Genomic DNA, 20,951 nt, shown 5'->3' with positions numbered 1-20,951 from the left:
GACGCCTCCGCACCTTGAGCCGTTCAAGCACCACGCGGGCTTGATCAGTAAGAGAAGGGATAGAGCTTCCAGTAGGCCTTGATGAGGCGCCAGCGGTGGGCGAGGCCGTCCGGCTCGAAGATCAGGAACAGGATGATGGTGAGGCCGATCAGCATCTCGCGCATGTAGGTGAGGCCGTCCTTCAGGTGCAGCACCTGGTCGATGACGCTACCCGACAGCGCCGAGGCGAGCCAGCCGGTGGCTTCGGGCAAGAGTACCATGAAGATGGTGCCCATGAGCGAGCCCATGATGGAGCCGAGCCCGCCGATGATGATCATGCCGAGGAACTGGATGGAGAACAGGATATCCAGTCCCTCCACCGACATGAAGCCCACATAGTGCGCGTAAAGCGCGCCGCCGATGCCGGCATAGAAGGACGAGATGCCGAACGCCATGGTGCGATACTTGGTGAGGTTCACGCCCATCATCTCGGCGGAGAGATAATGGTCGCGCACCGCGATCAAGGCCCGCCCGTCGCGGCTCCGCATGAGATTGGCGGCCCCAAGATACATGACCACCACGAAGAACAGCACCACGTAGAAATAGCGGTCGTCGCCGGAGAGGTCATAGCCGAACAGGGTGAAGGGCGCGGCCATGGCGCCGTGGGTGCCGCCGGTGAACCATTCCGCCCGCACGAAGAAATCCTGCAGGATGAACTGGGCGGCCAGCGTCGCGATGGCGAGGTACAGCCCCTTCACCCGCGCGGCCGGCAGGCCGAACAGAAGGCCCACCGCCGTGGTCCACAGCCCCGCCAGCACGATGGCCAGCGGCACCGGCACGCCCTTGTTGGCCAGGAAGGCCGAGGCGAACCCGCCGAAGCCGAAGAACACCGCGTGGCCCACCGAGATCTGCCCGGAGAAGCCGACGAGGATGTTCAGCCCCAGCGCGGCGATGCCCAGATAGCCGATCTGGATCATCAGGCTCAGGATATAGCGCGAGAAGAAGAACGGCGCGAAGCAGGCCAGCACCACGCCCGCCACGCAAAAGAGCATGGTGAGGCGGGTCGCGAAGATGGTCTGGTCGGCCTTGTAGCTGGTGCGGTAATCGCCGCACGGGCGCAGGGTGTCGATGGCCATGGATCAGACCCTCTCGATGTCGCGGGTGCCGAACAGCCCATAGGGCTTGATCATCAGGATGATGATGAGCGCGTAGAACGGGACAATCTCATAGAGGTTGCCCCATTTCAGGTACTGGCTGTCGAAGTATTGGGCGAGGTTTTCCAGCAGGCCCATGATGAGGCCGCCCACCACCGCGCCGAACACGCTGTCGAGCCCGCCGAGGATCACCGCCGGGAACACCTTGATGCCGAAATAGGACAGGGCGGACGACACCCCGTTCACGATCCCCACCACCACGCCGGCCACCGCCGACACCGCCGCCGAGATGCCCCAGGACAAGGCGAACACCTGGCGCACCGAGATGCCCAGCGACTGCGCCACCTGCTGAGAGAAGGCAGTAGCGCGCATGGCGAGCCCGAGCCGCGAATACTTAAAGAACCAGGCAAAGCCGGCCATGATGGCCAGGCTCACCCCGGTGGACATGAGATAGGCGGTCTGCACCTGCAGGCCGAGGATGTTCACCTTGTCCACGCTGAAGATGGGCGGGAACGGCTGGGCGAAGGTGCCGAACATCCACTTCATCAGCGCCTGGAAGAAGATGGACATGCCGATGGTGACCATGATCACCGAGATGATGGGCTCGCCGATAAGCGGGCGCAGCACCACCATCTGCACCACGATGCCGAACACCATCATGAAGCACACGGCGATGAGGAAGCCCCAGAAGAAGGGGATGTTCCACGCCGTGAGCAGCCACCAGCAGGTCCAGGCGCCGATGAGCAGGAACTCGCCCTGGGCGAAGTTCACCACCTGCGAGGCCTTGTAGATGAGCACGAAGCACATGCCGACCACGCCGTAGAGCGTGCCGATGATGAGCCCGTTGACGATGAGCTGGAGAAGGAGCTGGGATTGCATCAGAGGCTCCCGTCAAGGGCCCTCGCCCGCTTGCCGGGGAGGGTTGGGAGGGGGAAGGGACGGTGAGGAAAGACGCCGGCGGCTGTTCTCCGGGAGGAAACAGGCCGGTTTTGAGCGCTCAGCTTCATCATGCTGCCCTCCGCCTTGTATCGTCGTCCCGGCGCGGGGGGGCGCCGAGGTCTATTACGTCGAGCGTGGTCTTGATGCGCTGGCGGGTGCCGTCCTGGAAGGTGATGGTGGTGTCCACGTCGATCACCTTCTCGCCCGCGTACATGGCGTCGATGATGGTGCCGTAGCGCTCGTTGATGACGCCGCGGCGCACCTTGCGGGTCCGCGTCAGCTCGCCGTCGTCGGCGTCCAGCTCCTTGTAGAGCAGAAGGAAGCGGCCGATGCGCTGCTTCTCCGGAAGGGTGCGGTTCACCGTCTCCACTTCCTTGCGCAACAGCGCGATGACTTCGGGCCGGGCGGACAGGTCCGTATAGGTGGTGAAGGAAATGCGGTTCTTCTCCGCCCATTTGGAGACGATGGAGAAGCGGATGCAGATGAGACCGGCGAGGCTGTCGCGCCCGTCGCCCAGCACCACCGCCTCGGCCACATAGGGCGAGAACTTCAGCTTGTTCTCGATATATTGTGGGGAGAAGCGATCGCCGTGCGCCGTCTGCGCCATGTCGCGGATGCGGTCGATGACCACGAGGTGGCCGCGATCGTTGAAGAAGCCGGCATCGCCGGTGCGCATCCAGCCGCCGTCCACGAAGGACTTGGCGGTCTCCTCGTCATTGCGGAAATAGCCGGTGAAGGCATTGCCGTGGCGCGTCACCACTTCGCCGAGGCCGTTGGGATCGGGATCATCGATGCGGATCTCGACGCCGTCGAAGGGCACGCCCACGGTGTCGAAATCCACGTCCTGCGCCTTGTGCAGCGTATAGGCGCCGAGCAGCTCGGTCTGGCCGTAGAGCTGGCGCATGGGCACGCCCAGCGCGAGAAAGAAGCGGAAGGTGTCCGGCCCCAACGCCGCCCCGCCGGTGGCGGCGGATTTCAGGTGAGAGAAGCCCAGCCGGTCGCGGAGCGCCCGGAACAGGATGAAGTCCGCCACAGGCGAACGCCGGCCCTGCTCCAGTGCCTTCAGCCCCAGCTTCATGCCCAGCTCGAACATGCCGCGCTTGAGCGCCGAGGAATCCATCATGCGCGAGCGCACGTCGGCGGCGATCTGCTCCCACACGCGCGGCGCGAACAGCACGAAGGAGGGGCCGATCTCGCGCATGTCGGCCATGAGCGTCTCCTGCTCCTCCACGAAGTTCACCTTCATGCGGGAGATAAGCGCCTGACCGAAAGCGTAGATCTGCTCCATGATCCACGGCATCTGCAGCACGCTGACATATTCGTCGGCGCTGGTGCGCGGGTCCATTTCCAGATAGGCGCGGCAGTGGCGCAGCAGCGCGCCGCCGGTGAGCATGGCCAGCTTGGGGTGGGAGGTGGTGCCCGAGGTGGTGCACAGGATGGCGACATCCTCGGCTTTGCCCTGCGCCACCAGCCGGTCATAGGCTTGAGGGTCGCGCGCCGCCTCCGCCGCGCCGCGCGCTTCCAGATCATTCAGGGAGATCAGGCGCGGGTCGTCATATTTGCGGATGCCGCGCGGGTCGGCATAGACGATGTGGCGGACGGTGGGGATCTTCTCGTCGAGGGAGAGCAGCTTGTCCACCTGCTCCTCGTCCTCGGCGAACACCACCGCCACATCCGCGTAGGTGACCAGATAGGCCACCTCGTCGGCCAGCGCATCGCGATAGATGCCAAGGCTCATGCCGCCCAGCGCGTGGGTGGCGATCTCGCCCATCAGCCATTCGGGGCGGTTGTCGCCGAGCAGGCCCACCACGTCGCCGCGGGCCACTCCCAGGGTGGTGAAGCCGAGGGTGATGTTGCGCACCCGCTCGGCCACCTGCGCCCAGGTGTAGGAAATCCAGATGCCGAGGTCCTTCTCGCGCAGCCAGGTGTCGTCGGGATGGGTGCGGGCGTTGAGCGCCAGCAGCTTCGGCAGGGTGTCGTGGACGGTGATGTCCGGGTAGGCGGCGGTGATTTCGGACATGGCGGACCTCAAGCAGTCAGGGCGGCGGGGGCCGCCTCGTCGAGATCGTCCTCGCCCAGATAGGCCTTGCGCACATGGGGATCGGCCAGCACCTCGGCGGGCTCGCCCTCCACCAGTTTCCTGCCGAAATCCAGCACCATCACGCGGTGGGAAATGTCCATCACCACCCCCATGTCATGTTCGATCATGATGATGGTCATGCCCCACTCCTCGTTGAGATCGACGATGTAGCGGGCCATGTCCTCCTTCTCTTCCAGGTTCATGCCCGCCATGGGCTCGTCGAGGAGGATGAGCTTGGGCTCCAGCGCCACCGCGCGGGCCAGCTCCACCCGCTTCCTGAGGCCGTAGGAGAGGGTGCCGGCGGAGGCCTTGCGCACATGCTGGATGTCGAGGAAGTCGATCACCTCCTCCACCTTGCGGCGATGCTCCAGCTCTTCCTTCTGCGCCCCGCCGATCCAGTAGAGCGCGCCGGTGAGGAAGTTGTTCTTCAACAGATGGTGGCGGCCGACCATGATGTTGTCGAGCACGCTCATGTGGCTGAACAGCGCGAGATTCTGGAACGTGCGGCCGATGCCGATGGCGGCGCGGCGGTTCGGCTTCAGCCGGGTCACATCCTCGCCGTTGAAGACGACGCGCCCCTCGCTCGGCGTGTAGCGCCCGGAGATGCAGTTGAGCATGGAGGTCTTGCCGGCGCCGTTCGGCCCGATGATGGAGAACAGCTCGCCATGGCGCACATGGAAGCTCACGTCGCTCAGCGCCTTGAGGCCGCCGAACCGGAGCGAGATGTTCTCGATACTCAAGAGCGCGGCCGTGCCCGGATTAGCCCCAGCCGAAGCGGCGGGTAGCGCCATATTCCCCTCCCTCATTCCCGTATACGGGGCGGCTTCTTTGAGCCACTGTCTCATATTATGAGACGATATTGATCATCATTATCTAGCGTCATCTCAGATGTTTCAAGAGCATCCGGACAACTTCGAAAAAATATTGCCAACACCCCCTATTAGTCTCACATTGTGAGACATGACTGCGTCTTTGGATCCCGACTCGACCTCCCCCAAGGGGGCTCAAAGCTTGTCCCGTGCCGTTGCCGTTCTGCGGGCGGTGGCCGACGCGCCGAGCCATGGCGCGCGGCTTGCCGATCTCATGGCGAGCACAGGCCTGGCGAAGCCCACGACCCACCGCCTGGCTGCGACGCTCGTTCACGAAGGCCTTCTCGCCTATGATCCGGCGACCCGCCTCTACACGCTCGGCGCCTTCTGCCTGAGCCTCGGCCGCCGCGCAGGCACGAGGCCGGCGGAGACCGCAACGGAGCCTGATGCCGCATCGGTTCCGAGCCTGTATCAACGGCCGGAGTATCGTGGAGACGCCATTCCCCTCGCTCATCTGCTCTGCGACAGGCATCTGCCCGGCAAGCGCTCGCATCCGGCCATGATCCATGAATCCGTGTCGGGCCAGACTTCGGAACTGAGCTTTGGCAGGCTTGCCGACTATTCATCACGCTTTGCCCGTGTATTGGCGACCATCGGCATCAGGAAAGGCGATTGCGTTGCCGTCATGCTGCCCAAGGGCGTCGAGCTGATCATCGCCGCGCTCGCCATCTGGCGGGTCGGCGCCGTCTACATGCCGCTGTTCTCCACCTATTCCGCCTCGGCGGTGAACGCCCGCCTGGACTCGAGCGGCGTCAAGGCCATCGTTGCAGATCGGGTGCTGGTGGAGCGCGCCCGCAAATACATCAAGCCGTCAACGCCGGTCTTTCTCGTGGAAGGGGACCACATCAACCGCATAGAAGGCCGGGTCACCCAGTTCTGGTCATCGATCTACGAGGCCGAGCCGTTGGCCGAAGCCGCGACGTATGCGGCAGACGACCCTTTCCTCATGACCTATTCAACAAAGACGGTCGAACCCAGGTACGGCCTGTTCACTCCCGTCCGCGCCCTGGCCGCAATCGAGCAATACATGCGTCTCGGGCTTGATGTCCGGGACGAGGACGTGTTCTGGAACATGACCGACCAGGGCTGGGAATACGGGATCTTCTACGGTCTCGTCGGCCCGCTCCTGATCGGCAGTTCCATCCTGTTCTGCGATGGGCCTTACGATGTCTCGCAGGGCTATCGCGTCCTGTCGAAATTCCGTGTCACCAACCTCACCGCCGCCCCCTCCCAGATCAAGGCCTGGTGGCGCGGCGATCCCACCACAGCCTCGCACCAGCTCGCGCTGCGCGTGGTGACGGTCGGCGGCGAGCCGTTGCCTCGGGACATCATCGCCTGGGTGACGCAGAAGCTTGGCGTGCCCCTGATCAACCAGTACGGACACCGCGAAACGGGGATGATCATAGGCATGAAGCATGACCCGCAAGACCCCCGCTCCCTGAACCGGGTTTCCGTTGGCCAGGTCGCGCCCGGCTTTTCTCTGGTCGTCCTCGACGACAATGGTGCGGAACTGGGCGTGGGCACCGAAGGAATACTGGCGATCCACGTCCCGCGCTCGCCGCTTTTCTGGTTTCGTGCCTACAGGAAGGACGAGGCCGCAACGAAAGCCAGATTCAGATTCGGAAGCGCCTATTACATCATCGGAGATACCGGCCACATGGATGCCGACGGCTGCGTCCACTACAGCGGACAGGCATCCCACGCCATCTCGATGCACAAGGATTGATGTCGCGCCCTGTCGGTCGCCATGTCTGCGTCTCCCTTCGTTCTTTGCGCCCCGCTTGATGCGGCTGGCTTGGCGCATGCCCGGTCGTTTTGCCGAGTTCAGGAAACAATCAAGCGTTCTTTTTTATTGTGGTCAAGCGGCAATTCTTGTCGCAGGATGCCATTGCCGAGCGGGGGTGGCGCACGTCAGACTAAAGTCGCCCTCCCGGCCGGATCGTCGATTCGCATGTCCCACCTGCTCCCGACCCCATGGCCGGGCGCACAAAGTTCCAGAAGGCCATGGCGCGCACCATCGGTTCCAACGGCGCCCGTACCGCCGAAGCCATCCGCCAGGCGGGCGTCAAGCTCATCTACAAGCACGGCTACGAGGCCATGAGCCTGCGCCAGCTCGCCGCCGAGGTGGGGCTGCAGTCCGGCTCGCTCTACAAATATTTCGAAAACAAGCAGAATCTGCTGTTCGACATCGTGCGCGACCACATGGAGGACCTGCTCGGCAAGGCCGAGGCGGACCTTGCCGGCATCACCGATCCGCTGGCGCGGCTGAAGACCTTCTCCGCCTTCCATCTGCGCTATCACATGACGCGCATGGCCCATGTGTTCATCGCCAACATGGAGATCCGCAGCCTGGAGGACGAGCACCGCGCCGTGGTGGTCGCCCTGCGCCGGCGCTACGAGGGACTGCTGGAGGAGATCCTGCGGCAGGGCGCCGAAGACGGCGTGTTTCAGGTGAGCGAGCCCAAGGTCGCCACCTACGCCATCATCTCTATGCTCACCGGCATCTGCATGTGGTACCGCCCCGGCGGGCGCCTCTCCCAGGACGAGCTGGTGGAGATCTACACCGGCCTCGTGGTGGACGGTGCCACCGGACCCGGCCCGGCAACCGCCGCCCGCGCCAAACCGCTGGAAGCGGTCGCCGCCCAGCCCCGCGACAGCGGCACGCGCGCCAAGCCCCGCGCCGCCCGGCCCAAGACGGCGCGCGCGTAAAAGCCCTTTTCATGCCGCCATGGCCCTTGCGCGCCCGAGAAAAAAACGTACGATCGTTTCCAAGCCGGCAACGACCGGCACCGGAGGATGACGCGCCCACCTGCCGCCCGCCCATCGAGGCGACGGGCGCGCGTCCTTCTCCGTTCGGTCAATCGCAGTTGGGCCGGGGTCATCGGCCCGTCTTTTCGGGGGCGAGAGCGCTCATGGCGATCATTGAGGATGCGGTGGACCGCCGCTCCGACACCTTCCGCCGCAACAGTCAGGCCCTCGAGGCTTCCGTCGCCGACCTGCGCACGACGGTGGAGCGCATCGCCGAGGGCGGCGGGGAGGTAGCGCGCGAGCGGCACCTGAAGCGCGGCAAGCTGCTGCCACGCGACCGCATCCGCACCCTGCTCGACACCGGCTCGCCCTTCCTGGAACTCAGCCAACTCGCTGCCCACGGCATGTATGACGACGAGGTGCCGGCCGCCGGCATCATCACCGGCATCGGCCGCGTCTCGGGCCGCGAATGCGTCATCGTCGCCAACGATGCGACCGTGAAGGGCGGCACCTATTATCCCGTCACCGTGAAGAAGCACCTGCGCGCCCAGGCCATCGCGCGGGAAAACCACCTGCCCTGCATCTATCTGGTGGATTCGGGGGGTGCCAACCTGCCGAACCAGGACGAGGTCTTCCCCGACCGCGAGCATTTCGGCCGCATCTTCTTCAACCAGGCTCACATGTCGGCGGACGGCATCCCGCAGATCGCGGTGGTCATGGGATCGTGCACGGCGGGCGGCGCCTATGTGCCGGCCATGGCCGACCAGTCCATCATGGTGAAGAACCAGGCCACCATCTTCCTCGGCGGCCCGCCCTTGGTGAAGGCCGCCACCGGCGAGGTGGTCACCGCCGAGGAACTGGGCGGGGCAGACGTGCACACCCGCACCTCCGGCGTCGCCGACCACATGGCGGAGAACGACGCCCACGCCCTCGGCATCGCCCGGTCCATCGTGGCGGATCTCAACGCCACCAAAGCGCACAGCCTCGACATCCGCGAGCCCCGCGCGCCGCTCTACGACGCGAACGACATCTACGGCATCGTCTCGGCCGACCCCAAGCAGCCCTTCGACGTGAGGCAGATCATCGCCCGCATCGTGGACGGGTCCGAATTCGACGAGTTCAAGCCGCTGTATGGCCCCACGCTGGTGACCGGCTTTGCCCGCATCTTCGGCTATCCGGTGGGCATCATCGCCAACAACGGCATCCTGTTCTCCGAGAGCGCGCTGAAGGGCGCGCACTTCGTGGAATTGTGCTGCCAGCGCAATATTCCCCTCGTGTTCCTGCAAAACATCACCGGCTTCATGGTGGGGCGGAAGTACGAGGCGGGCGGCATCGCCAAGGATGGGGCGAAGTTCGTCACCGCCGTGTCCTGTGCCGCCGTGCCCAAGTTCACGGTGGTGATCGGCAATTCCTTCGGCGCCGGCAATTACGGCATGTGCGGGCGGGCCTTCGATCCGCGCTTTTTGTGGATGTGGCCCAACGCCCGCATCTCGGTGATGGGCGGCGAGCAGGCGGCCGGCGTGCTCGGGCAGGTGAAGCGCGACGGCATCGAGGCCCGCGGCGGCACCTGGTCGGCCGAGGAGGAAGAGGCCTTCAAGGCCCCCATCCGCACCCAATACGAGGTGCAGGGCCATCCCTATTATTCCTCGGCGCGGCTTTGGGACGATGGCGTCATCGACCCCGCGGACACCCGCATGGTGCTGGCCCTGGCCCTCTCCGCCGCACTGAACGCCCCCGAGCAGGAGACGCGCTTCGGCGTGTTCCGCATGTGATGGCGCGCGTTGACGGCCAAGTCCGGAGGACCGCCCCATGAGCCTCACCAGCACCGGCCTCATCACCACCGTCGAGGATGGCGTCGCCGTCATCACCCTGGATCGGCCGGAGGTGCGCAACGCCTTCGACGATGCGCTCATCGCCGCGCTCACCCGCGCCTATGACGCCGCCACCATCGATCCGGCCGTCCACGCCGTCCTGCTGAAGGCCAACGGCCCCACCTTCTGCGCCGGCGGCGACCTCAACTGGATGCGTCGCATGGCCGGCTATAGCCGGCAGGAGAACCTGGCCGACGCCATGGCGCTGGCAAAACTCATGCGCACCATCGACCTGTGCCCCAAGCCCACCCTGGTGCGGGTGCACGGCTCCGCCTTCGCCGGCGCCACCGGGCTGATCGCGGCGAGCGATATTGTCGTCGCGGTGCCGGAGGCGGAATTTGCCGTCACCGAGGTGCGCATCGGCCTCATCCCCTCGGTCATCAGCCCCTATCTGGTGCGGGCCATGGGGGCCCGGCAGGCGCGGCGCTACTTCCTCACCGCCGAGCGCTTCTCCGCCGAAGCCGCGCTCGCCCTCGGCCTCGTGCACGAGGTTGTGCCGACCGAGGAACTGGACTCCGCCATCGCCCGGCATCTCAAGGCGCTGAAGGCGGCGAGCCGGGGCGCCATGGCTGCCACCAAGGCGCTGATCGCCGCCGTGGACCGGCCCTTCGACCAGACCGTGCTGCAGGACACCGCCCGCCGCATCGCCGACCAGCGCGCGAGCGCCGACGGGCGCGAGGGCGTTTCCGCCTTCCTCGAAAAAAGAAAACCCAAATGGGGGACCGCATGAACTGGGGGGCCGCATGACCAAAGCGATCCGCACCCTGCTCGTCGCCAATCGCGGCGAGATCGCCGTGCGCGTCATGCGCACCGCCAAGGCCATGGGTATCCGCACCGTCGCCGTCTATTCGCAGGCGGACGCCAACGCGCTGCACGTGGCGAGCGCAGACGAGGCCTATCCCATCGGCCCGGCGCCCGCCCGCGAAAGCTATCTGCGCATCGACGCCATCCTCGACGCGGCGAAGAAGAGCGGCGCGGATGCCATCCATCCTGGCTACGGCTTCCTGTCGGAAAACGCGGCCTTCGCCGAGGCGTGCGAGAAGGCCGGCATCGTCTTCGTCGGCCCGCCGGCCTCCGCCATCCGCGCCATGGGCTCCAAGAGCGCCGCCAAGGCGCTGATGGAGAAGGCCGGCGTGCCGCTGGTGCCCGGCTATCACGGCGAGGACCAGGACGCGGCCCTGCTTGCCCGCGAGGCCGAGCGCATCGGCTTTCCGGTGCTCATCAAGGCGTCCGCCGGCGGCGGCGGCAAGGGCATGAAGGTGGTGCGGTCGGCGGAAGACTTTCCGGATGCCCTCGCCTCGGCCCAGCGCGAGGCGAAAAGCGCCTTCGGCGACGACCGGGTGCTGGTGGAGAAATATCTCACCACCCCCCGCCATATCGAGGTGCAGGTCTTCGCCGACAGCCACGGCAACGCGGTCTATCTCCACGAGCGCGACTGCTCCATCCAGCGCCGTCACCAGAAGGTGGTGGAGGAGGCCCCCGCTCCCGGCATGACGGCGGAGCGCCGCGTCGCCATGGGCAAGGCCGCCGTGGATGCCGCCAAGGCGGTGGGCTACGTGGGCGCCGGCACGGTGGAATTCATCGCCGAGGGCGAGAACTTCTACTTCATGGAGATGAACACCCGCCTCCAGGTGGAGCATCCGGTCACCGAGAGCATCACCGGACAGGATCTGGTGGAGTGGCAGATCAAGGTGGCGCAGGGCGAAAAGCTGCCCCTCGCCCAGGCCGAGATCCCGCTTCACGGCCACGCCATCGAGGTGCGGCTCTATGCCGAGGACCCGGCGCGGGATTTCCTGCCGCAGGTGGGCCGACTCGACCATCTGGTGCTGCCCTTCCACCTCCAGGGCACGCGGGTGGATACGGGCGTGCGCTCAGGCGACAGCGTCTCCATCCATTACGATCCCATGATCGCCAAGATCATCGTCTCCGGCGCCGACCGCACCGAGGCGGTGCGCCGGCTGGATGCCGCCCTCGCGGCCACGGAAGTGGTTGGCCTTGCCACCAATCGGGTGTTCCTGAAGGCCATCGCCACCCATCCCGCCTTCGCCGCGGCGGAGCTGGACACCAATTTCATCGCCCGCCACCACGACGCGCTCCTGCCGCCGCCCCAGCCGGTGAACGACACGGTGCTGGCGCTGGCCGCCCTCTTCCTCCTGAAGGAGGAGGCGCGGCAATCCGCCGAGGCGGTGGACGCGGCCGATCCTTGGTCGCCATGGGGCCTCGCGCCGGGCTGGCGGCTCAATCGCGACGCCCATGTGGACCTCACCTTCGCCGACCGCGAGCGGCGCATCGCCGTGCGCGCCCATTTCCGCCCCGCGGGCTTCGTCCTCTCGCTGCCGGACGGCGATATGGCCGTGGAAGGCGAGGCCGAGGCCGATGGCACCCTGCGCGCCCGGCTCGATGGCGTCGCCCTGTCGGCACGGGTGATCCGCACCGGCGCGCACCTCACCGTATTCGTGCGCGGCGGGGAATATGGCGTCGAGTTCATCGACCCGCGCCTCGCCTCCCAGGCCGCCACCGGCACCGCCGGCCGGCTTGTGGCGCCCATGCCCGGCACCATCATCCGCATCGCGGTGGAGGAAGGCCAGGAGGTGGCGAAGGGCGCCGCTTTGGTGGTGGTGGAAGCCATGAAGATGGAGCACACCGTCGCCGCCCCCCGCGACGGCCGGGTGAAGACGCTGAAATTCGCCGTCGGCGACCTCGTGGACGAGGGTGCCGAGCTTCTGGTTCTGGAGGACGCGTGATGACCCGCCCCACATCGGTGCGCATCGTCGAGGTGGGCCCGCGCGACGGGCTGCAGAACGAGCCGGGCCTCGTGCCCGTCGCCGCCAAGGTGGCGCTCATCGATGCGCTGGCCGAAGCCGGGCTGACGATGATCGAGAGCGGTTCCTTCGTCTCGCCCAAGTGGGTGCCGCAGATGGCCGACACGGCGCAGGTGTTGGCTGAGATCAACCGGCGCGACGGCGTGCGCTATCCGGTGCTCACCCCCAACCTGAAGGGGCTGGAGCTGGCGCTCGCCTCCGGCGTTGAGGAGGTGGCGGTGTTCGCCGCCGCGTCGGAGGCCTTCAGCCAGAAAAACATCAACTGCACCATCGCCGAGAGCCTGGAGCGCTTCGTCCCCGTGCTCGATCTTGCGAAGGCGCAGGGCGTGGCGGTGCGCGGCTATGTGAGCTGCGTGCTGGGCTGCCCCTATCAGGGCGAAGTGCCGGTGGCCAAGGTGGTGGAGGTCTCCGAACGCCTCATCGCCATGGGCTGCTACGAGGTTTCGCTGGGCGACACCATCGGGGTGGGCACCCCCGACAAGGCGAAGGCCATGGCGCAGGCGGTGGCCGGGGTGATCGGGGTGGAGCGCACCGCCCTGCATTTCCACGACACCTACGGGCAGGCGCTGGCCAATGTGCTGGCCTGCCTGGAGCTGGGCATCGCCAGCGTGGACGCGGCGGTGGCCGGCCTCGGCGGCTGCCCCTATGCCAAGGGTGCCTCGGGGAATCTCGCCACCGAGGACCTCGTCTACATGCTCGACGGCCTCGGCGTGGACACCGGCGTCAACCTCGACGCCCTCGCCCGCGCCGGCCGCGCCATCACCGCCGCCCTGGGCCGCACGCCGGCCTCCAAGGTGGCGCAGGCGCTGGCCGCCAAGGCGGGGTAGGCGGGCAGTACCCGTCGCATGTGCTTCGGCTGAGCGCGATGGAACCCTCTCCCGCTTGCGGGGGAGGGCAGGGAGGGGGAAGGCGTTTCCGCATTCCCCTCCGCTGGGCTTTTCGCCCCCGCATCGACCCGCCCACATTTCCCCCCACAAACGCCCCTGCCCCCTCCCCACCCCTCCCCCGCAAGCGGGAGAGGGCGCAGACCTGCGTCTGTGGCAGCGACGGCGTTCCCCACCTGCACCGCAGTGAACCACGCCCCGCCCCATCCACCTTCAGCTCATGACAGGGCGCGACCAGCCGTGCCCGCGCCCACGCCATTCCGTTGACGCCCATGAAATCCCATGTTAGCCCATTATTACCCATGAACACGTTGGACGGCCTTTGCCGTCGCGCAGGTGGCTTTGAGCGCTGCCTGCCGGAAGAGAGGGGCACCCGGGCGCCATGGACCGCTTCGTGTCCACCTACACGATGCGGCTCGACGCCAAGGGCCGGGTTTCCATCCCCGCGCCCTTCCGCACGGTGCTGGCCAAGGACGGCGCGGACGGCCTCTATTGCCATCCGAGCCTTGCAGAACCCGCGCTGGACGCGGGCGGAAACCGCCTCGTCGGCGAGATCGACGCGCTGATCGAGAGCTACCCGCCCTATTCCGAGGCGCGCGAGGAACTGGCCGCCGCCCTCTACGGCACCAGCGAGACCCTGCGCATCGACCCGGAAGGCCGGGTGGTGCTGAGCGATACTTTGAAGGCCCATGCGGCGATCACCGATCAGGTGGCGTTCGTGGGGCTGGGGCACAAATTCCGGATCTGGGAACCGGAGCGGTTGAAGGCGCATCTTGCGGAGGCCACCCAACGGGTGCGCGAGCTGCGCCAGGCCATCGGCTCCCGAGCGGAGAACCCGAGGAGCACCAAGGCATGACGACGGGCCACGGGGTCGGCCCCGCCGACGCCGCTGGCGGACCGGCCCGTCACCTGCCTGTGATGCTCGCCGAGGTTCTCGCGCACCTCGCGCCGAAGGACGCCGGCCGCTATGTGGACGGCACCTTCGGCGCGGGAGGGTACACGCGGGGCATCCTGAATGCCGCCGATTGCCGGGTGCTGGCCATCGACCGCGACCCCACCGCCATCGCCGCCGGTGCCGACCTCGTGGCCGAGGCCGCAGGCCGGCTCATTCTGGTCAACGACCGCTTTTCCCGGCTCGACGCGGTGGCGCAGGAGCACGATTTCACGCCCCTCGACGGCGTGGTGCTGGACATCGGCGTCTCCTCCATGCAGCTCGACCAGGCGGAGCGGGGTTTCTCGTTCCGCCGCGACGGCCCCCTCGACATGCGCATGGGCGACACCGGCCCTTCCGCCGCCGACCTCGTGGCGACGCTGGACGAGGTGCAGCTCGCCCATCTCATCTGGAGCCTCGGGGAAGAGCGCCACTCGCGCCCCATCGCCCGCGCCATCGTGAAGGCGCGGAGCGAATCGCCCATCACCCGCACCGCCCAACTGGCCGAGATCGTGTCCCGCATCGTCTGGCAGAAGCCCGGCGAGATGCACCCGGCGACCCGCACCTTCCAGGCCCTGCGCATCGCCGTGAACGAGGAATTATCCGAGCTGGTGCAAGCCCTTGTGGCCGCCGAGCGGGCGCTGGCCCCGGGCGGGCGGCTGGTGGTGGTCACCTTCCATTCCCTAGAGGACAGGATCGTTAAGACTTTTCTGTCAAACCGGTCAAAGGCACCGTCCGCGTCGCGCCACCTGCCGCAGGCGGAGGGTCCGGAGCCTGCCTTCCGCCTCGTGGCGAAAGGCGTGGTGGAACCCGGTCCCGACGAAGTGGCAGGCAATCCGCGCGCAAGGTCCGCGAAACTTCGCGCGGCCGAACGTACGAACGCCCCGGCGCATCCGGGCGGTGACCTGATGGGGCTGCTTCCAGCTCCACCACCGCAACGCCACGGGCGGAGACGCTAGAAGACATGTTCCGGGTCGCCAATGTCGTGATGGTCGTCGCGCTTCTGGTGACCGCCGCGGTGGTCTACCAGCTGAAATATGCGTCCACCGCCGAAGCCGAACGCCTCGCCACCCTGCGCACGCAAATCCGCAAGGAACGCGACTCCATCGCCATGATGCGGGCCGAATGGGCACGCCGCACCTCGCCCATCTATATTCAGGGCCTGGCCGAGCGACACCTCGACATGAAGCGGCTGGACATCGATTCCATCTCCAGCCTCGACGATCTGCCGGAGAAGCCCGCCAACGGCGCGGACGGCATCGGCGGCCTGCTCGAGGCGCTGGTGGACGCGCCGCTGGTCACCTCCTCCGTCTCGTCGAAGCCGTCGGCCTCGCCCACCGCCCCCACCGGCACGGGCGGCGCCTCGGTGCCGGCCACCTCGGCCCTGCGCCCCGCCACTCCGCCGAAGCCCGCCTTGAGCGCGGCCTCGGCGCCTCCCGCTCCGCGACCGCCCCGCGCGAGCGCCCCCCTTGCCCAGAATGCCCCCGCCGCACCGGCATCCGCCCCCGAGGCTCGCCCCGATCCCGGGCCGGACCTCATCGAAGGGCTGAAGCGCCTGTTCTCCGGGGAACGCTGAAGAGGTCGCCATGGTCGAGAAGACGCCCTTTTCCGCCCGCATCTCCCGTTTCGCCGCCGACACGGCGGCCGCCCTGGGTCCCGAGATCCAGAAGGCCGACGCCGCCTGCGCTGTGCTGCTGGATCATGTCGGCCGCCTCGCCGGTGCCGCCGGCCGCGCCCTGCTGCGCGTCTTGCGCCGCGCCGCCATCACCACATGGACCCTGGCCTCGGCCATCGCGGTCCGCCTGAGCCATCTGTCCTGGCGCGCCGGCCGGCATGTGGTGCGCGGCCTTTTCGGCCTCGACCGGGGCGATATGGAGACGGTGGCGCGCGGACGCATCAAGCTGATCATGTTCGCCTTCTGCGCCGTGTTCATCGCCATCGCGACACAGCTGTCGCATCTGGCCATCATCTCCGATCCCGGCGCCACGCGGGGGCGCAGCTCGGACGCTGTGGCCTCCGCGCGCCCGGACATCATCGACCGCAATGGCGACATCATCGCCATCGACGTGAAGTCGCCATCCCTGTTCGCCGAGCCGCGCCGGCTGATCGATCCCGACGAGGCGCTGGAAGGCCTGCTGAAGGTGCTGCCCGACCTCGACGTAGAGGAAAGCCGCAAGCGGCTGAATTCCGGCAAGGGCTTCGCCTGGCTGAAGCGGGAGATCACCCCGGCGCAGATGCGCGCCATCCACCGCCTCGGCATTCCCGGCATCGGCTTCCTGAAGGAAAACCGCCGCATCTATCCGGACGGGCCCATCCTGTCCCACGTCATGGGCGGCGTGAACGTGGACAATCAGGGCATCTCGGGCCTCGAGAAATACATCGACGGCCGCGGCCTCGCCGAACTGCACCTCGCGGGCTTCGCCACTGACCGCCAGCAGGAGCCGGTGGAGCTGTCCATGGACATGCGGGTGCAGCACGCGGTGCGCGACGAGCTGATCCGGGCCAAGAACAAGTTCTCCGCGCTCCACGCCATGGCGGTGGTGACCGAGGTCAACACCGGCGAGATCATCTCCATGGTTTCGCTGCCGGACTTCGACCCCAACGTGCCGGGCAATCCGAAGGACGACGCCTACCTCAACCGCCTCACCACCGGCGTCTATGAGATGGGTTCCACCTTCAAGGCGCTGTCCTTCGCCATGGCGCTGGATTCCGGCAAGATCGGCCTGAACTCGTCGTTCGACGCGCGCGGCGCCATGCATTTCGGCCGCTTCAAGATTTCCGACTACCACGCCGAGAACCGCGTGCTGACGGTGCCCGAGATCTTCCTTGTCTCGTCCAACGTGGGCACCGCCAAGATGGTGCTCTCCCTGGGCGTGGAGGCCCACAAGGCCTTCCTGAAGAAGATGGGCCAGCTCGACCGCCTGCGCACCGAGCTGCCGGAAAGCTCCGAACCCATCGTGCCCCGGCGCTGGGGCGAACTGAACTCGGCCACCATCGCCTTCGGCCACGGCCTCTCCGTCGCCCCGCTGCAGGCGGTCATGGCGGTGAATTCCATGGTGAACGGCGGCTATCTCATCACCCCCACTTTCATCAAGCGCACCCCCGAGGAAGCACAGAAGGTCGCCGTACGGGTGCTGAAGCCCGAAACCTCGGACAAGATGCGCTACATCATGCGTCTCAACGCCGAGAAGGGCACCGCCACCAAGGCCGAGGTTCCCGGCTATCTGGTGGGGGGCAAGACCGGCACCGCCGAGAAGGTGGTGAACGGGCGCTATGCCAAGAACAAGCTACTCACCTCCTTCACCGCCGTCTTCCCCATGGACAAGCCGCGCTATCTCATCCTGGTGATGCTGGACGAGCCCAAGGCCACATCGGAGACCTACGGCTTCGCCACCTCGGGCTGGAACGCGGCGCCCACCGCCGGCAAGATCGTGGAGCGCATCGCGCCGCTGTTGAACATCGCGCCCCGGCAGAACCTGCCCAATGCGGAACAGCTGCTGCGCGCGCCCCTCAAGGTCGCCGACCGGCACTGAGGGACGCGCTCAACCGCCGCGCGGGCTCAAGCATTACGGAATCATCCGTCGCCGCACGTCGATACCACCCGCTGAACGCGGCCTCAGGTCGAGGGTGACAACCGGCGCGGGTGGATGCCAAAAGAGGTCCGATGACCAGCCTTTCCCTCGGACAGCTCCTCGACGGCCACGCCCGCATCCTCTCCGGCGGCGCGGGCGATGATCCCGTCTTCGGCCTCTCCGCCGACAGCCGCAAAATCACGCCCGGCGACCTCTTCGTCGCCATTCCCGGCACCCATGCGGACGGCAGCCGCTTCGTCGCCGATGCGGTGGCGCGCGGCGCCGGCGCGGTGCTGATGGAGCCCACCGCGCCCCGTCCGGTGCTGCCGCCCCAGGTGGCGCTTGCCTTCTCCCTTGATGTGCGGCGCTCCCTGTCGCTGGCCGCGGCGCGCTTCTATCCGCGCCAGCCGGCCACCATCGCAGCGGTGACGGGGACGGCGGGGAAGACCTCCGTCGCCTTCTTCCTGCGGCAGATCTGGGAACGGCTCGGCCACAAGGCGGCTTATCTCGGCACCATCGGGCTGGTGGCGCCGGACGGCTCCACCTATGGCAGCCTCACCACCCCCGATCCGGTGGAACTGCACGCCACCCTTGACCGCCTCGCCGGCGAGGGCGTCACCCACATGGCGCTGGAGGCCTCCTCCCACGGGCTGGACCAGAAGCGGCTCGACGGCGTGCGCTTCACCGCCGGCGGCTTCACCAATCTCGGCCGCGACCATCTGGACTACCACCCCACCATCGACGCCTATTTCCGGGCCAAGCTCCGCCTGTTCACGCAGGTGATGCCGGATGACGCCACCGCCGTGGCGGTGACGGGCGCGCCGTTCGCCGCCAATGCTTTGGCGTGGGCTGAGACGCGCGGCCTGAAGCTGCTGCCCATCGGCGAGGGTCAGAAGGGCGGCCTCGACATCTTCGGCACCACCGGATCCGGCACCGGGCAGAAGGTGATGTTCGCCGACGGCAGCCATGCCATCGTGCCGCTGGTGGGCCGCTTCCAGCTCGACAACGCCTTGCTCGCCGCCGGCCTTGCCATCGCCTGCGGGGCGGAGCGGGCGGCGGCGCTGGATGCCCTCGCATACCTGACAGGCGTGCCCGGCCGGCTGGAGCGCATCGGCGACGACCCTCGCCGGCCGGTGTTCGTGGACTACGCCCACAAGCCGGAGGCGCTGGCCACCGTGCTCGACACGTTGCGCGCCGCGGTGCCGGGTCGCCTCATGGTGGTGTTCGGCTGCGGCGGCGACCGGGACAAGGGCAAGCGCCCCCTCATGGGCGCCATCGCCGCCTCCAAGGCGGACGTGGTGATCGTCACCGACGACAATCCGCGCAGCGAGGACCCCGCCGCCATCCGCGCCGAAATCCTCGAAGGCGCCCGCGGCGCCAGGGAAATCGGCGACCGGGCGGAAGCCATCAAGGCGGCCGTGGCGCTGCTCCAGCCTGGGGATGCGCTCATTGTTGCCGGCAAGGGTCACGAAACCGGCCAAATCATCGGCGACCGGACATATCCATTCTCGGACGCGGCGGAAGTCCGCGCCGCTCTCGAAACGGGTTCGACGAGCCCGTCTCTCAAACTAGGGTAAGAGGACGCGTCGTCCGATCGCCGCGCGGAGCGGGGACGATGGGCGTGGGCTTCGCAGGAGGTAGCGGCATGAACAGGAGCGCTGGCATGAGCGGTCGGGTCCTCCATACCGTAGCGGAAATGGTGGAGGCCATGGGCGCCGCCATGCGCGGCACGCCTCGCGATGTCACCGGCATCTCCATTGACAGCCGCACGCTTTCCCCCGGCGACGCCTTCTTCGCCATCACCGGCGAGAACAGCGACGGCCACGCCTATGTGGAGAAGGCCCTCGGCGCCGGCGCAGCCCTCTGCGTCGTCGCCCGCGACAGGGCCGATGCCTTCCCCGACGATGCGCCGCTGCTGGTAGTGGACGACGTGCTCGCCGCCCTCAGCGGCGTGGCCCGCGCCGCCCGCGCGCGCTCAACGGCGCAGATCATTGCGGTGACCGGATCGGTGGGCAAGACCACCACCAAGGAAGCCCTGCGCATCGCGCTGGGCGCCGATGGCGAGACCCACGCCTCCGCCGCCTCCTACAACAATCATTGGGGCGTGCCCCTGTCGCTGGCCCGCTTCCCGCGGGAAGCGCGCTACGGGGTGTTCGAGATCGGCATGAACCATCCGGGCGAGATCACGCCCCTGGTGCAGCTGGTGCGCCCGCATGTGGCCATCGTCACCACGGTGGAGCCGGTGCACATCGCCCAGTTCGCCTCCATCGAGGAGATCGCCGACGCCAAGGCGGAGATCTTCGACGGCGTGGAGCCTGGTGGCGCGGCAGTGCTGAACCTGGACAATCCCCTGTTCGACCGCCTGAAGGCGGCGGCCGAGGCGCGTGGCATCTCCCGCATCGTCAGCTTCGGCGAGGCCGAGGGCGCCGACGTGCGGCTGAAGGATGCGGCGCTGAAATCCTATTGCTCGGTGGCGGTGGCGGATGTGATGGGCACCCCGGTCACCTTCAAGGTGAGCATGCCCGGCCGCCACATCGTGCAGAACATGCTGGCGGTGCTCGCCGCCGCCAAGCTTGCCGGTGCCGACATGGCCCTTGCCGCCCTCGCCCTGTCGCACCTCAAGCCGCCGCCGGGGCGCGGCGTGCCGGTCCAGCTCCAGCTGAAGGGCGGGCAGGCCACCCTGCTGGACGAAAGCTACAACGCCAATCCCGCCTCCATGCGCGCCGCCCTTGATGTGCTCAGCCGCACCCCGGTGGGGTCGCGCGGCCGGCATATCGCCGTGCTGGGCGACATGCTGGAACTGGGCCCCGACGGGGAGGCGCACCATGCCGCCCTCGCCGAAGCCATCGTCGCGGCGAAGATCGACCAGGTCTATTGCTGCGGCCCGCAGATGCACGCCCTGTGGCAGGCGCTCCCCTCGGATCGGCGGGGCGGCTATGCCATCCACGCCGCCCATCTCGAACCCATGGTGGCCGCCGCCATCCGCGCCGGCGACACGCTCATGGTGAAGGGATCCAACGGCAGCCGCATGGGACCCCTGGTCAAGAAGCTCGCCGAGCGTTTCCACGCCGGCGAGGACGCGCTGCTCGAAGGATAATTTTT

16 protein-coding genes are annotated in these 20,951 nt (G+C 67.4%); 12 read left to right on the top strand and 4 right to left on the bottom strand.

The window, feature by feature from the left end; genetic code table 11:
• Positions 1 to 44: 44 nt before the first annotated feature.
• The 4 genes from FBQ73_RS17525 to FBQ73_RS17510 all read right to left on the bottom strand — a co-directional run bounded on the left by FBQ73_RS17525 (position 45) and on the right by FBQ73_RS17510 (position 4,943).
• Positions 45 to 1,115, bottom strand: coding sequence for a branched-chain amino acid ABC transporter permease (locus FBQ73_RS17525; RefSeq protein ID WP_138400763.1), 1,071 nt, complete (start codon positions 1,113 to 1,115; stop codon positions 45 to 47).
• A gap of 3 nt (positions 1,116 to 1,118) precedes the next feature.
• The gene (locus FBQ73_RS17520) at positions 1,119 to 2,012 is read right to left on the bottom strand and encodes a branched-chain amino acid ABC transporter permease (protein WP_138400762.1); all 894 of its coding nucleotides are present in this window, start codon (positions 2,010 to 2,012) and stop codon (positions 1,119 to 1,121) included.
• A 127-nt stretch (positions 2,013 to 2,139) separates the two neighbouring features.
• Positions 2,140 to 4,092, bottom strand: coding sequence for a long-chain fatty acid--CoA ligase (locus FBQ73_RS17515; protein WP_138400761.1), 1,953 nt, complete (start codon positions 4,090 to 4,092; stop codon positions 2,140 to 2,142).
• An 8-nt stretch (positions 4,093 to 4,100) separates the two neighbouring features.
• On the bottom strand, positions 4,101 to 4,943 hold the full coding sequence (locus tag FBQ73_RS17510; protein ID WP_246089757.1) for an ABC transporter ATP-binding protein: 843 nt from the start codon (positions 4,941 to 4,943) through the stop codon (positions 4,101 to 4,103).
• Positions 4,944 to 5,163: 220 nt separating this feature from the next.
• Here FBQ73_RS17510 and FBQ73_RS17505 point away from each other — a divergent pair, with 220 nt between their 5' ends.
• The 12 genes from FBQ73_RS17505 to FBQ73_RS17450 all read left to right on the top strand — a co-directional run bounded on the left by FBQ73_RS17505 (position 5,164) and on the right by FBQ73_RS17450 (position 20,946).
• Positions 5,164 to 6,747: an AMP-binding protein gene (locus FBQ73_RS17505; protein ID WP_210236807.1), complete on the top strand. Its 1,584-nt coding sequence runs from the start codon at positions 5,164 to 5,166 to the stop codon at positions 6,745 to 6,747.
• A gap of 248 nt (positions 6,748 to 6,995) precedes the next feature.
• On the top strand, positions 6,996 to 7,730 hold the full coding sequence (locus FBQ73_RS17500) for a TetR/AcrR family transcriptional regulator (protein WP_246089756.1): 735 nt from the start codon (positions 6,996 to 6,998) through the stop codon (positions 7,728 to 7,730).
• Between the two features lie 203 nt (positions 7,731 to 7,933).
• Positions 7,934 to 9,541 (top strand): carboxyl transferase domain-containing protein, encoded by a 1,608-nt coding sequence (locus FBQ73_RS17495; protein ID WP_138400759.1) that lies wholly within the window; start codon positions 7,934 to 7,936, stop codon positions 9,539 to 9,541.
• 37 nt (positions 9,542 to 9,578) lie between these two features.
• The gene (locus FBQ73_RS17490) at positions 9,579 to 10,370 is read left to right on the top strand and encodes an enoyl-CoA hydratase/isomerase family protein (protein WP_138400758.1); all 792 of its coding nucleotides are present in this window, start codon (positions 9,579 to 9,581) and stop codon (positions 10,368 to 10,370) included.
• 13 nt (positions 10,371 to 10,383) lie between these two features.
• A complete protein-coding gene (locus FBQ73_RS17485; RefSeq protein ID WP_138400757.1) occupies positions 10,384 to 12,384 on the top strand; it encodes an acetyl-CoA carboxylase biotin carboxylase subunit in 2,001 nt (666 codons plus the stop codon).
• Positions 12,384 to 13,289 (top strand): hydroxymethylglutaryl-CoA lyase, encoded by a 906-nt coding sequence (locus FBQ73_RS17480; protein WP_138400756.1) that lies wholly within the window; start codon positions 12,384 to 12,386, stop codon positions 13,287 to 13,289. The genes FBQ73_RS17485 and FBQ73_RS17480 overlap by 1 nt, the downstream gene beginning before the upstream one ends.
• 439 nt (positions 13,290 to 13,728) lie before the next feature.
• Positions 13,729 to 14,202, top strand: coding sequence for a division/cell wall cluster transcriptional repressor MraZ (locus FBQ73_RS17475; RefSeq protein ID WP_012113876.1), 474 nt, complete (start codon positions 13,729 to 13,731; stop codon positions 14,200 to 14,202).
• Positions 14,199 to 15,236, top strand: a complete 1,038-nt coding sequence (gene rsmH, locus FBQ73_RS17470; RefSeq protein ID WP_138400755.1) for a 16S rRNA (cytosine(1402)-N(4))-methyltransferase RsmH — start codon at positions 14,199 to 14,201, stop codon at positions 15,234 to 15,236. The genes FBQ73_RS17475 and rsmH overlap by 4 nt, the downstream gene beginning before the upstream one ends.
• Before the next feature lie 5 nt (positions 15,237 to 15,241).
• Positions 15,242 to 15,853 (top strand): cell division protein FtsL, encoded by a 612-nt coding sequence (gene ftsL / locus FBQ73_RS17465; RefSeq protein WP_138400754.1) that lies wholly within the window; start codon positions 15,242 to 15,244, stop codon positions 15,851 to 15,853.
• 10 nt (positions 15,854 to 15,863) lie between these two features.
• On the top strand, positions 15,864 to 17,810 hold the full coding sequence (locus tag FBQ73_RS17460) for a peptidoglycan D,D-transpeptidase FtsI family protein (RefSeq protein WP_246089755.1): 1,947 nt from the start codon (positions 15,864 to 15,866) through the stop codon (positions 17,808 to 17,810).
• Between the two features lie 131 nt (positions 17,811 to 17,941).
• Positions 17,942 to 19,426 carry a UDP-N-acetylmuramoyl-L-alanyl-D-glutamate--2,6-diaminopimelate ligase gene (locus FBQ73_RS17455; protein ID WP_246089754.1) on the top strand — a complete coding sequence of 495 codons (1,485 nt, stop codon included), beginning with the start codon at positions 17,942 to 17,944 and terminating at the stop codon, positions 19,424 to 19,426.
• Between the two features lie 86 nt (positions 19,427 to 19,512).
• Complete coding sequence (locus FBQ73_RS17450) at positions 19,513 to 20,946, top strand: UDP-N-acetylmuramoylalanyl-D-glutamyl-2,6-diaminopimelate--D-alanyl-D-alanine ligase (RefSeq protein ID WP_138400752.1); 1,434 nt, start codon at positions 19,513 to 19,515, stop codon at positions 20,944 to 20,946.
• Positions 20,947 to 20,951 lie beyond the last annotated feature (5 nt).

Source organism: Xanthobacter autotrophicus (assembly GCF_005871085.1).
Classification (GTDB): Bacteria; Pseudomonadota; Alphaproteobacteria; order Rhizobiales; family Xanthobacteraceae; genus Xanthobacter; species Xanthobacter autotrophicus.
This window is presented reverse-complemented; position numbering and strand designations above follow the sequence as displayed.

Bases quoted from the DNA above. Each gene is read 5' to 3' on its own strand.
- FBQ73_RS17455 (WP_246089754.1), top strand. From the start codon at position 17,942: ATGACCAGCCTTTCCCTCGGACAGCTCCTCGACGGCCACGCCCGCATC.
- FBQ73_RS17490 (WP_138400758.1), top strand. From the start codon at position 9,579: ATGAGCCTCACCAGCACCGGCCTCATCACCACCGTCGAGGATGGCGTC.
- ftsL (WP_138400754.1), top strand. From the start codon at position 15,242: ATGTTCCGGGTCGCCAATGTCGTGATGGTCGTCGCGCTTCTGGTGACC.
- FBQ73_RS17450 (WP_138400752.1), top strand. From the start codon at position 19,513: ATGAGCGGTCGGGTCCTCCATACCGTAGCGGAAATGGTGGAGGCCATG.
- rsmH (WP_138400755.1), top strand. From the start codon at position 14,199: ATGACGACGGGCCACGGGGTCGGCCCCGCCGACGCCGCTGGCGGACCG.
- FBQ73_RS17475 (WP_012113876.1), top strand. From the start codon at position 13,729: ATGGACCGCTTCGTGTCCACCTACACGATGCGGCTCGACGCCAAGGGC.
- FBQ73_RS17515 (WP_138400761.1), bottom strand. From the start codon at position 4,092: ATGTCCGAAATCACCGCCGCCTACCCGGACATCACCGTCCACGACACC.
- FBQ73_RS17485 (WP_138400757.1), top strand. From the start codon at position 10,384: ATGACCAAAGCGATCCGCACCCTGCTCGTCGCCAATCGCGGCGAGATC.
- FBQ73_RS17500 (WP_246089756.1), top strand. From the start codon at position 6,996: ATGGCCGGGCGCACAAAGTTCCAGAAGGCCATGGCGCGCACCATCGGT.
- FBQ73_RS17495 (WP_138400759.1), top strand. From the start codon at position 7,934: ATGGCGATCATTGAGGATGCGGTGGACCGCCGCTCCGACACCTTCCGC.
- FBQ73_RS17510 (WP_246089757.1), bottom strand. From the start codon at position 4,943: ATGGCGCTACCCGCCGCTTCGGCTGGGGCTAATCCGGGCACGGCCGCG.
- FBQ73_RS17460 (WP_246089755.1), top strand. From the start codon at position 15,864: ATGGTCGAGAAGACGCCCTTTTCCGCCCGCATCTCCCGTTTCGCCGCC.
- FBQ73_RS17525 (WP_138400763.1), bottom strand. From the start codon at position 1,115: ATGGCCATCGACACCCTGCGCCCGTGCGGCGATTACCGCACCAGCTAC.
- FBQ73_RS17520 (WP_138400762.1), bottom strand. From the start codon at position 2,012: ATGCAATCCCAGCTCCTTCTCCAGCTCATCGTCAACGGGCTCATCATC.
- FBQ73_RS17480 (WP_138400756.1), top strand. From the start codon at position 12,384: ATGACCCGCCCCACATCGGTGCGCATCGTCGAGGTGGGCCCGCGCGAC.